The sequence below is a fragment of the Thermorhabdus hydrogeniformans genome (assembly GCF_049310025.1).
Classification (GTDB): Bacteria; Bacillota; Thermosediminibacteria; order Thermosediminibacterales; family Tepidanaerobacteraceae; genus JBJYKD01.
In genome coordinates this window covers 81070-92509 of record NZ_JBJYKD010000005.1, presented here as the reverse complement: position 1 = coordinate 92509, position 11440 = coordinate 81070, and the positions used below count along the sequence as shown (strand labels likewise).

At 43.7% G+C, this 11440-nt stretch carries 12 protein-coding genes; 8 read left to right on the top strand and 4 right to left on the bottom strand.

Annotation, left to right across the window (positions count from 1 at the left end; translation table 11 throughout):
- The first annotated feature begins 56 nt into the window (after window positions 1-56).
- Together ACKX14_RS03890 and ACKX14_RS03885 are read left to right on the top strand one after the other, a co-directional pair.
- Window positions 57-1256 (top strand): TolC family protein, encoded by a 1200-nt coding sequence (locus ACKX14_RS03890; RefSeq protein WP_422444844.1) that lies wholly within the window; start codon window positions 57-59, stop codon window positions 1254-1256.
- 27 nt (window positions 1257-1283) lie between these two features.
- A complete protein-coding gene (locus ACKX14_RS03885; protein ID WP_422444842.1) occupies window positions 1284-1871 on the top strand; it encodes a TetR/AcrR family transcriptional regulator in 588 nt (195 codons plus the stop codon).
- A gap of 76 nt (window positions 1872-1947) precedes the next feature.
- Here ACKX14_RS03885 and ACKX14_RS03880 read toward each other — a convergent pair whose 3' ends face one another.
- The 3 genes from ACKX14_RS03880 to ACKX14_RS03870 all read right to left on the bottom strand — a co-directional run bounded on the left by ACKX14_RS03880 (window position 1948) and on the right by ACKX14_RS03870 (window position 3482).
- Window positions 1948-2376: a HEPN domain-containing protein gene (locus tag ACKX14_RS03880; RefSeq protein WP_422444840.1), complete on the bottom strand. Its 429-nt coding sequence runs from the start codon at window positions 2374-2376 to the stop codon at window positions 1948-1950.
- Window positions 2373-3029, bottom strand: coding sequence for a nucleotidyltransferase domain-containing protein (locus tag ACKX14_RS03875; protein ID WP_422444838.1), 657 nt, complete (start codon window positions 3027-3029; stop codon window positions 2373-2375). The genes ACKX14_RS03880 and ACKX14_RS03875 overlap by 4 nt, the downstream gene beginning before the upstream one ends.
- A 123-nt stretch (window positions 3030-3152) precedes the next feature.
- Complete coding sequence (locus ACKX14_RS03870; RefSeq protein WP_422444836.1) at window positions 3153-3482, bottom strand: cupin domain-containing protein; 330 nt, start codon at window positions 3480-3482, stop codon at window positions 3153-3155.
- Window positions 3483-3649: 167 nt separating this feature from the next.
- On the opposite strand from ACKX14_RS03870, the gene ACKX14_RS03865 reads away from it, so the two are divergent.
- The 5 genes from ACKX14_RS03865 to ACKX14_RS03845 all read left to right on the top strand — a co-directional run bounded on the left by ACKX14_RS03865 (window position 3650) and on the right by ACKX14_RS03845 (window position 8684).
- Window positions 3650-4873, top strand: a complete 1224-nt coding sequence (locus ACKX14_RS03865; protein ID WP_422444834.1) for an HlyD family secretion protein — start codon at window positions 3650-3652, stop codon at window positions 4871-4873.
- A 9-nt stretch (window positions 4874-4882) separates the two neighbouring features.
- Window positions 4883-5833, top strand: coding sequence for an ABC transporter ATP-binding protein (locus tag ACKX14_RS03860; RefSeq protein WP_422444832.1), 951 nt, complete (start codon window positions 4883-4885; stop codon window positions 5831-5833).
- Window positions 5826-6779: an ABC transporter ATP-binding protein gene (locus ACKX14_RS03855; protein WP_422444830.1), complete on the top strand. Its 954-nt coding sequence runs from the start codon at window positions 5826-5828 to the stop codon at window positions 6777-6779. The genes ACKX14_RS03860 and ACKX14_RS03855 overlap by 8 nt, the downstream gene beginning before the upstream one ends.
- Window positions 6780-6803: 24 nt before the next feature.
- Window positions 6804-7943 (top strand): ABC transporter permease, encoded by a 1140-nt coding sequence (locus ACKX14_RS03850; RefSeq protein ID WP_422444828.1) that lies wholly within the window; start codon window positions 6804-6806, stop codon window positions 7941-7943.
- Window positions 7944-8087: 144 nt separating this feature from the next.
- Complete coding sequence (locus tag ACKX14_RS03845) at window positions 8088-8684, top strand: TetR/AcrR family transcriptional regulator (protein WP_422444826.1); 597 nt, start codon at window positions 8088-8090, stop codon at window positions 8682-8684.
- Window positions 8685-8929: 245 nt separating this feature from the next.
- Here the strand turns inward: ACKX14_RS03845 and ACKX14_RS03840 are convergent, their stop codons facing one another.
- Window positions 8930-9106 (bottom strand): SelT/SelW/SelH family protein, encoded by a 177-nt coding sequence (locus ACKX14_RS03840; protein WP_422444921.1) that lies wholly within the window; start codon window positions 9104-9106, stop codon window positions 8930-8932.
- A 386-nt stretch (window positions 9107-9492) separates the two neighbouring features.
- Here ACKX14_RS03840 and ACKX14_RS03835 point away from each other — a divergent pair, with 386 nt between their 5' ends.
- Window positions 9493-11373: a sigma 54-interacting transcriptional regulator gene (locus ACKX14_RS03835; protein ID WP_422444824.1), complete on the top strand. Its 1881-nt coding sequence runs from the start codon at window positions 9493-9495 to the stop codon at window positions 11371-11373.
- Window positions 11374-11440: the final 67 nt, after the last annotated feature.

Genomic DNA, 11440 nt, shown 5'->3' with positions numbered 1-11440 from the left:
ATAATAAAAACAAATAAAAATATGAGTGAATACTCACTCATATAGGAGGTAAGAAAGTGCAATATAGAAAAATTATATCCTTCCTGGTGGTTTCTATGTGTGTTTTAATGCCGCTGGCGGTTTTTGCGGAATCCACAGCTGCGGGAGATGTTTCCGCTGATACGGCCGAAATCGCAAACAGTGTGTCTGCAAGTCCTGACGCTGAAGAAAAAACAAGCTTTTCACTTGAAGAAAGCGTAAATACCGCTCTTCAAAACAATGTAAGCTTAAAAATTTCACGGCAGGAATACGAAAAAGCAAAGGTGGAACGGGAAGAAGCCAAATACGAGTCAAAGCAGATGGAGGAGATTCGAGACGACAAAATACTTAGAGATTATGTGCCGCAGGCCTTTAGTTTTGAGGGAGCGCAGGTCAAAGACCTGTCCCCCAGGCTTAAAGAAGCCAATGAACTGATAGCTAAAAAGAGCCTTGCGCTTGATGAGCAGAACCTGAGGATAGAGGTGGAAAAAGCCTATTTCAATGTGCTGAAAGCTCAGGACAACCTTAAAAATGCAGAAATCCAGCTTCAACGTGCCAACGAACAGTTAAAGAACGCTCAGGTGAGTTATAAACACGGCGTTGTTGCAAAAGATTCGGTGCTGATGGCGGAATCCGCCGTGGCCGGCGCCGAAGCGAGCAGGGTCTCCGCTGAAAACAATCTAAAACTGGCCAAAATGAATCTCAATAAAATTATGGGCCGCAGCCTTACGGCTCCTCTGGAACTCACTACATCTTTCACCTACACGCCTGAAGAGCTTCCCGATGTGGAGGAAATGGTCAAAAGCGCCCTGGCGCTCAGGCCGGAGGTTATAAGCGTGAGGGAAATGAAGGAAGTGGCGGAGCTCAACTGCAGGCTCGCCCTGAAATACTATGCGGAAAATACTTTTACATACCGGAAGGCGAAGATAGATCTGGAGAAAGCCGTTTTGGGAGTGAAAGAAGCGGAAGATCAGGTCTCCCTTGCTGTAAGGTCGGCGCATTACGCGGTGATAGAGGCTGCGGAAAAACTAAAGTCAGCGGAAAAGGCTAAGGAGACGGCGCAGGAAGTGTACAGGACAACGGAGCTGAAGTATAAATCCCAGGTGGCCACCATGGCAGACGTGCTTTCCGCCATGGAAAACTTGAGGCAGGCCGAGCTTGCATATACATCCGCGGTGTTCGATTACAATGTGGCAAGGGCGCAGCTCGACAACTGGGCGGGCAAAGGCCTGGAATAGGCCTGCATTTTGCTGGGGTGAAGTCCTTTGAATAAAGATAAACAGATGGAAAAGCGTTCGTCAATACTTGAGGCCGCCGTTTCCATATTTTCGCGCGAAGGCTATCCCAATGCCAGGATGCAGGAGATTGCGACAAAGGCCGGAATAGGCAAGGGCACCATTTACCAGTATTTTAAAAGCAAGAAGCACCTTTTCCAGCAGATTATAAAGGAAGGAATAGACCTTTACGCAATTAGCCTGAAAAACGAGATAAAAGGTTATGCCGGGCTTGAAGAAATTCTGAAAAAAATTGTGAGATTCAGCTTTTCATTTATGGAAAAGCACGGCGATGTCTTGAGGATGATAGCAAGCCACCGCATCCTGGTTGACGAAAGCATGATGAAATGGATATATGACAGGAAAAACAAAGTGATAAACCTGCTTTCGAAAATAATCGATGAAAACACTGAAAAAACCCCCCGAAACTTCCAGGATACAAATCTTGCAGCCCATTGTTTTTTCGGAATGATGATTTCCGTGATTCAGGAGAAGGTGTTCCACAACAGGGAATTCAATGTGGAAGAGGTCTCGGACCGGCTCGTCAGCATATTTCTGCATGGTTATGAGCAGTTATGAAAATTTTCCTGACTGTCGACAAAATTAGTTCGACAGTCTTTTTTTAATAACCTCCATTTCTACCCTTCCATTAATGTCAAAACTGGGAATCTTTACTGCTTTTAAATATTTCTTCAACGGTTTTTAAAATAAATTCCGCATCTTTAATGGCCATTTCTGCGTCTTCGGGGCCGTATTCTTCGGTAGGTATAAAATCTTCGGCACCGTAAAAGCTCAGTTCTCTTTCCTTGCGCAGACGCTTTGAAATCATTTTAATTTTATCAATGCGCTCTCGCAGGATGGGAGGGAGAGATTCCTTATGCTTTTCCAGCACGCGACCCACGTCGTGTATTTTAGGCACTTCCACACCTATAGCTCGCAGCACGGCCTTTAATAATAATTCTACCATTTCTTGAGCTTCTCTGACTACATCGGAATAAGAACAGTGTTCATTATAAAAACCCAGTGCCTTAAATCGAATTCTAGCTTTTTCCAGATAAGCTAAACTTAAGGCATCAATTTTCACAGTTGAGTACCCCCTAAAAATTCTCCTTTTTCCGTTTCCCACTCCCAGAAGTTGCCGTATTCAACCTTTTTTGCACCATTCCGGACCATTAAATTCTTTGTGGATTCAATAATATGAGATATTATACCTTCCGGGTCATACACAACTTTGTTGTACTCAACCAAATCAAAATAAATGGGGTGAAATTTTAGTGATTCTTCTTTTGAGAGAATATAAGGGGAAAGCTCGCACAGGATGTCCTCTTCTTCGTATAATTTTTGGGCTAAAGATTCGAGTTCGAGTTCTACATTGTCGACAAATTCCCGGATGCGCTGGCTGAAACCCGGGACTTTTTTCAAAATAATCAACAGGTCCAGGTCTGAATTTTTCCGGTTTTCTCTCCGAGCATAGGAACCAAAAATTGAAAGGCCCAGGAGCAAATCTCCATAATACTCATGTATACGCTTTAAAACACCATTTAGATACTGCCGATGGAGTGACGAGAAGGTATTAAGCTGGGAAACGCATTCTTCAATATTTTTATTGTATACCATGTAATCACCATCATTTATATTAATCTCGTTTTTATTATACCAATCAAAAAAACACAGAGCAACTTTTAATGGGCCGATACCGCCCAGCCACTCCTGCACCTCACCAACCTGGCCTACCATTCACTACTCCTCCTAATAGAGCTTTACCTGGACTTCACCTTTTTGGTCCTGGCTATGCCACAGGTTAGGATGTGCCCCGGTAAATCGAAAAGTTTACCGGGGCGCACATATATACTGCGTAAATTATTGATTTAAACTCTGGGGGTTGGGGGCCTTCAACACCAGAACGGCAGCCCTGTCGCCGGAACGGTTCATGATGGCGTGGGGGATATTTGCCGGGCTTAGAACGATGTTGCCGGCGGCCACTTCTCTTGTCTCTTCACCTATAGTGATCTCGACTGCACCTTTTACTACCTCGAAGAATACGTCCACCGGGGTTTTATGCGCAGGCACTCCCTGCCCCGGCTCGAAGGCCAGCAATACCACCTGCACTTCCTTTTTTTCGATGAGCTTGCTGGGGGAGAATTTTTCGGCTGAGAAATTTGCGCTTTTTTCCAGATTGATAATATCCATTTGTTTTCACCCTCCGAATTTTTTGTTAATTTTATTATACAAGATGAGGGGAAACAGTCTGTGATTATAGTCACTTTTTACTATCACGTTCAACTTGACAATGCGTAAGGATCAGTATAAAATTATTCATAAATGAATGAGCATTCACTCACATAGGAGGGTAGAAAATGAAATTTCTTATGCCAGGACCGAAAAAAATTAAAAATCTCATCCTGCCGATTATTATCCTTATTTTATTTTTTTCGCTTCTCTATGTAAACCTCTTCGGCAAAGAAGAGACTTCCATAAAGCGTACGGCGGAGGGAACTTTTCTCGAGGCTTCAGGTATTGTGGAGAACAACACAGTGGTGGTGAGCAGCGAGGTTCCGGGCATTTTGGCCAAGCTTTATGTTAAAGAAGGAGACAGGGTGGTAAAAGGGCAGATCATAGCTAAAATCGACGATACAGTGCTTCAAAAGCAGTACCTCCAGGCGCAGGACAACGTAAAGCTTGCTGAAACGAAATTAAATGCCGTAAAAGTGGCCATTGAAAATTTGAAAGTACAGAATCAAAACCAGATAAGTCAGGCATATAACGCCTATATAGCGGCAAAAGCCCAGTATGAAAAAATAGAATCCGGCCCGAGGCCCCAGGAAATCCGGCAGGCCGAAGAAGCGGTGGCTCAGGCGGAAACGGTTTTTGAAAACGCCCGTGAAAATCTCACCAGAATGGAGAATTTGCTGAACGAAGGAGCGGTGGCAAGACAGAAGTATGATGAGGTCAAGACGGCCTATGATGTGGCAAAAGCCCAGCTGGAAGCGGCTAAGGAAAAATTGAGCCTGCTTAAAGAAGGAGCTTCCATTGAAGAAAGGGATGTGGCCCGTGCCCAGGCGTCATCCGCCGAGGCGGCTTACCACCTGACGGTATCCTCCGCGGAGGCCCAGATGGACGCAAAGGAGAAAGAGTTGGAGATGGCAAAAACACAGCTGGAGCAGGCGGTGACTGCCATGCAGCAGGCCAGTGCCCAGTTGGAAAAGACTGTAATTAAATCCCCGGTGGACGGAGTGGTCTATGTAAAATCTCTAAACGAGGGAGAGATGGCGCCTGTCGGCGCACCCATAGTGGAACTCCTCGATACAAGCGACACCCGCCTTGACGTATATGTGGCGGAATCGGATATAGGGCTTGTCAAACTTCATCAGAAAGCCAGGATTTACGTAGACTCTTTTCCAGATAAAGTCTTTGAGGGCGAAGTAATCGAAATAAGTTCCAGGGCCGAATTTACACCAAAAAACATCCAGACCAAAAAAGAAAGGGTAAATACTGTGTTTAAAGTCACGATCAAAATAGCGGACACATCGGGTGCCATAAAGCCAGGGATGCCGGCGGATGCGCAGATAAAAATAAAATGAGGTGATAGCATGGATGAAGCCATAAGGACTTCTAGGCTGACGAAGCGTTTCGGGGACGTTACGGCAGTTAGAGGTATGAACCTTTCGGTAAAAAAAGGGACCATTTTCGGGCTGGTGGGCCCGGACGGGGCGGGCAAGACCACCACTATCAGGATGCTGTGCGGCATCCTTTTACCGGACGAAGGGGAAGCCTTTGTAGGAGGATACAATACTGCTGCGCAGGGGGAACAGCTTAAAGAATATATAGGTTACATGCCTCAGCGTTTCAGCCTTTACGGAGACCTTACAGTCATGGAAAACCTGGAGTTTTACGCCGAAATATATCAGGTGCCGCGGCGGGAGAGGAGGGAGAGGATAAAAGAGCTCCTGGCCTTCAGCAATTTGACGGAGCATGTCGGGAAACTGGCGGACCAGCTTTCAGGCGGCATGAAACAGAAACTGGCGCTTTCCTGCAATCTAATTCATACCCCGGAATACCTTTTCCTGGACGAACCCACGACGGGGGTGGACCCGGTGGCCCGGCGGGAGTTCTGGAAAATCCTGTTTGGCCTGAAAAACCAGGGCACCACCATATTTGTGAGTACACCTTACATGGATGAAGCGGAAAGGTGCGACGAGGTGGGGCTCATGTATAACGGAGACATAATCCGGCTGGATAAGCCTGAAAACATGATAAAGGGTTTTGAAAGAGAATTGCTTTCGGTATCCGTTGACAACATTTTTAAAGCCAGGGATTATGCAGGCGAGCTGCCGTACGTCGAAGATGTTTACATATACGGCGAGGAACTTCACATAATCGTAAGCGATTTTAATTACGCCAGAGACAGACTGGCACTGGATTTTGGAGATAAAAATATAAAAACGCTTGACATAAAAAAGATTAGCCCCAGCCTCGAAGACGTTTTTATAACAAGTGTCAGGGAAATGAAAAAAGATATGGAGGTGAGGCGGGGTGCCTAATGCAGTAGAGATAAGGAATCTCACAAAAAAGTTCGGGAATTTTACGGCGGTCAACAATGTGAGTTTTGACATAAGGGAAGGCGAGATTTTCGGATTTCTGGGCCCTAACGGCTCGGGCAAGACGACGGTAATCCGGATGCTTATCGGTTTGATTGCTCCCACTTCGGGTTCGGGTAAGGTGCTGGGCTACGACATTGTGAAAGATTCGGAAAAGATAAGGTTGAACGTAGGCTACATGTCCCAAAAATTCAGCCTCTATGAGGAACTGACGGTGGAAGAAAACCTGGATTTTTACGCCGGGGTATATCTTGTGCCGAAGGATGTCTTGAGGCAAAGAAAAAAGGAAATCCTTGAAATGGCGGACCTGGTGGGCAGGGAGGATTACATAACCTCCACATTATCCGGTGGCTGGAAACAGAGGCTGGCCCTTGGGTGCGCCATTATCCACAACCCCCGATTTTTATTCCTGGACGAACCCACCGGAGGAGTAGATCCCGTGGCCCGGAGGCAGTTCTGGGACCTGATATACAGGCTGTCGGAAAAGGGCGTGACAATTATGGTGACAACGCACTACATGGACGAGGCGGAGCACTGCAATACCATAGGGTTCATACATTACGGCAATCTCCTGGCGCTGGATACGCCCGGCAATCTGAAAAGAAAGAAAATGAAGGGCCACATTGTAGAGATAAAATGCGACAGGCTCATGGATTCCCTTGAGTTGTTAAAATCGGCCCCTTTTGTAATTGATGCGGCCGTATACGGTGCCGGACTTCATGCGGTGGTGGAAGACGCGAGGCGTTATCTGGGGGACATAAGACGGCTGCTGGAAGGCGCCGGTATAAATGTGCACAGCGCCGAACACGTGACACCTTCACTGGAGGATGTGTTTGTCTTCCTGGTGGAGGAAAAGAGCCGGGATAAGGTGTCAACAGAGATAAAATAATAGCGGATGGAAGGGAGTATTACAATGAAACTCAATGCCAGAAGAATACTGGCCATTATTAATAAAGAATTCATCCAGATACGCCGCGACCCGAGGACGGTGGCCTTAATACTTCTAATGCCGATAATGCAGCTTTTGCTTTTCGGCTATGGGGTTTCCAGCAATGTAGACCATGTGTCCACAGCGGTGTTGAACCTGGACATCGGCAGGCAAAGCCGTGAGTTGCTGGAAAGATTCTCCAACTCTCAGTATTTCGATCTGAACTATTTTGCAAAGAGCATAGACGAAGTTAGAATGCTTGTCGATAAGGGAAGCGCAAAGGCGGGTATTATCATCCCGCCCGACTACTCCAAGAACATCAGCAAGGGCAAGACTGCTCAAATACAGCTGGTGGTGGACGGCACGGACCCTACCACGGCCCAGGTGATATTGTCAAGCGCCGGTTCTGTGGCCCAGATGTTTTCAACGGAAATTGCCTCGGAGCGTATCATGAAGATGACGCAGGGCAGAAATATGCCGGGCGTGCTTGACTTGAGACCCAGAGTATGGTATAACCCGGATATGGACAGCGTCTGGTTCAACATACCGGGGCTGATAGGGATAATACTCCAGAACATCACGCTTATGCTCACATCGTTTGCTCTGGTGAGAGAAAGGGAAAGAGGCACCCTTGAACAGCTGATTGTCACACCCATCACCAGAATGGAGCTGATGGTGGGCAAGATTATTCCCTATGTTATCATCGGCTTTGTAGACCTCATACTGGCGGTGGGCATGGGGACCCTCTGGTTTAAAGTCCCGATAAAAGGCAATATCCTGCTGCTTTTTGGTATTTCCGTCATGTTTCTTTTAGGAGCGCTTGGAATAGGGCTTTTCATATCCACCATCTCCCATACACAGCTGCAGGCCATGCAGCTTTCGATGTTCCTTATAATGCCGAATATACTTTTGTCCGGCTTTATGTTTCCACGGGATGCCATGCCGAAATTTGTATATCTTATCAGCAATTTTATTCCTCTCACGTACTTTTTGAAAGTACTCAGAGGCATAATACTTAAAGGCATAGGCCTGCGCTATTTGCTGACGGAGTCCATGATTCTGGCACTCTTTGGAATGGGTTTGCTGGTGCTGGCTGCAAATAAATTCCAGAAGCGCATCGGGTAAAAAGAAAGATTAGAGCGAGAAAGAAGCGCCAGCCGGAAAACGTTCCGGGAAAGGAGAAAATGGAGCGTATTGATGAGGAATTTCTTTGAACATACCGGAAATCTGTAAACGTTTCAGTGGATTGTTAAAATTTGCCGGGAAGAGGTGGTTAAAATTAAGAAAGAATTGATCAGGAAAGCCGCCATAGACGTGATAGCGGAAAACGGTTTTTTCAACGCTACAGTGGACAGGATCGCCGCCAGGGCCGGGGTGGCGGTAGGTACCGTATACAACTATTTTGAAAAAAAAGAAGACATACTTGACTACATTTTTCAGGTAGAGTATGAAAAGAGGGTGAGTTTTCTTGAAGATTTGAAAAAAAGAGACACAGGTCCGGTGGAAAAGATTCGGGAAATCATGAATATGCATTTTTCGGAGATGAAGAAAAATCCAAACCTGGCAAAAGTCCTTTTGAACGAGCGGGGTTTTGCGGAGCATGACAGGATGGTCCATGTGAAAAAATTTGAAGAGCTTCCGGCACGCATTAAAGACATCATACAGGAAGGCGTTGATAAAGGGTTTATAAGAAAGTGCAACCCGGAAATTCTTTCGGTGATCATTTTCGGCGCTGTGGAGGCTTTGATGACAAAATTTATTCTTGAAAGTAAAAGCGGTGGAATACCTGACATCTTTGATGCAGCCCTGGAAGAAATGTCAAACCTCCTGGAAAAGGGTTTGGTCCAGAGCCCCGGTGAATCCTGATATAAATCTCAAGTTGACACTACAGATCCAGCTTCCTGAACAGCAGTACTCCTCACCTAAAGCCATGGCCCGGGTTCAGGGAATTTCAATGGCGGAGCTAATCAGGAAAAGCATATATCAGGAAAAACATATATAACATGATAAATTCATCAGTTAAAAAAAGACAGAATTACAAGAGCCATGAATGCTGCCGGGCGGTTCCGTTCCGGTTTAAAAGCTTCACCCGGTTCGGGAAATCTACCTGTCTATTTGTTGGAAAAAATCAGTTTCCCGTCCAATGTTACCTCAAAAACGCCGCCGCTGGAGGGAATAAGCTCCAGCGACTTAACATCGTTTTTAAACCGTTTAAGTATGCCTTCCGTCAGACTGACGGCTTTGGGAAGGTACCCTCATGCCGTGCAATATTCAATGGAGATTCTCATGTCCTTGGCCATTTTAAAAACCCCTTTCGCAAAAATGTTTGTTTAAATAATGTGCCTCTTTTCACGGCCTAATAAGTCCATCAGCATCAATCGGGCCCGGGGGGCGACCGTAGATAAGAGGCCATATATTAACGGAGTCTCAGGCGTTTATTGTCATATTTGGTTATGAATAACTTGATAAGATCCGGAGTTAATGAAGCTCCCGTCAAAAATTGGGGGCTTTTAGAATCTATAATAAAGTATATAAGGGTTTTTCAGGAACTAGAGTGATGGCTTCGTTTATGAAGGATTTTCATAAAGTTTGTCAAATTATTTCGTGTGTTAATTTCTTCAATAGTAATAAAAAAATTACTGAAAAACGAAGATGATGGTCGAGGGTGATATTTATGAGCAAAATATTGCTGGTGGCACCGTACAAAAATATCGCTGAATCAGCTTATAAAGTGGCCAAAAATATGGGTATCAATACACCGATAATTATCGAAATCGGAAATATGGAAGAAGGGCTGAAAGCTGTCAAAAAGCATCAGGGTATTGACGTAGTTATAAGCAGAGGCGGTACAGCCGAGATGATAAGCAGCAGCTTTCAAGAAATATCAGTTGTAGAAATTAAGGTTTCTATTAATGATTTCATGAAGGCCATTTCTAATGTCGCAAAAAGAGGGGTTAATAAAATAGGCGTAGTGAACAGGGCTAACATATTAATTGAAAAAAACATTAATTACGAAATGTTTGGAGTCAAAATATACATGCGTCCGTGTGAAAATGTAAAGAAAATATCCGATGAAATAAAAAATTTGTATAATCAAGGTATCCAGGCTGTGGTGGGCGATAAACTGGCGGTGGATTTTGCCGAAAGGTACAACCTTGTTACCGAATTGCTGGATTCAGGAGAAATATCAATTATGACGGCTATCAAAGAGGCCGTGAATATAGTAAAGGCTAAAGAACATGAGCGCCTAAGATCGGCACAGCTAAATGCTATTATTGATAACATCGAGGAAGGCGTAATTTCAATTACAAATGATAAACGAATAAATTTTTGCAATAGAGTTGCAAAAGCGATTTATAATCAAAAACAAAACTTAGGATATAGTGATATAGAAACATTAATTAATACAGACAGAAGTGAAATGATTACGGATATAAATGGTATAGAAATTTTTGCTAAAGTTATTCCCGTTTATTCTGGAGAAAAGCATGAAGGAAATATTATTACTTTACAAAAAGTCAGCAATATACAGGATTTTGAAAGGAAAATAAGATCATCACTATATAAAAAAGGCCTTTATGCTAAACACCATTTTGAGGATATTATAGGGGAGTCTGAAAGTATTAAGTCAATAATTGATAAAGCTAAAAAGTATGCGTGCACAAATTCAAATGTACTCATAGTTGGTGAAACAGGCACAGGAAAAGAAATATTTGCTCAAAGTATGCATAATTACAGTGAAAGGAAAAGTGGTCCTTTTGTGTCCATTAATTGTGCCTCGCTTCCTCCAAGTATAATCGAAAGCGAATTGTTCGGCTATGCGGAGGGGGCTTTTACAGGCGCTCGAAAAGGTGGGAAACCGGGTCTTTTTGAGTTAGCTCATCAGGGGACCCTTTTTTTGGATGAAATCGGCGAGCTGCCTTTAGAAATTCAGGGAAGATTGCTAAGAGTCCTTCAAGAAAAAGAAATTATGAGACTTGGAGACGATAAAATTATACCCATCGATGTCCGAATAATATGCGCTACAAACAGGAATCTGTTGGAAATGGTCAAACAGGGAAAATTCAGAGAAGACCTTTACTATCGTATCAATGTATTAAAATTAAATCTGCCTCCCCTGCGAGAGAGAGTAAAAGATATATTGCCTATTTTGAAATATTATATTAAAAAATACAGTAAAAAAAAGAACGGAGAAATTATTTTTAAAGACGAAGCAGTACATATTCTTGAAAACTATAAATGGCCCGGGAATATAAGAGAATTGAGGAATTTTGCCGAAAAGCTGGTAGTGCTTTGCGAAGATTCTATTGTAGATTCAAATCTGGTATCATCTTTACTAAATGAAGAGGCTGCCACATTCGAACCAAAAAAAATCATCGAAATAATAGAAATAAATAAAATAAAAAGTTTAAAGGAAATTGAAGCACAGATAATAAGACAGCTGAGCGAACATTATACACCTGATGAGCTGTGCAGTAAGTTAGGTATCAGCAGGGTTACATTATGGAGGAAATTAAATTATTACAAAAATGAAAAGAAAGAAATTCATAATTGAAATAAATAGCAATTATTTTGTTAAGAATTGCGTGTTTTCAATTGGCATGATTATTGCTTGTAAAATA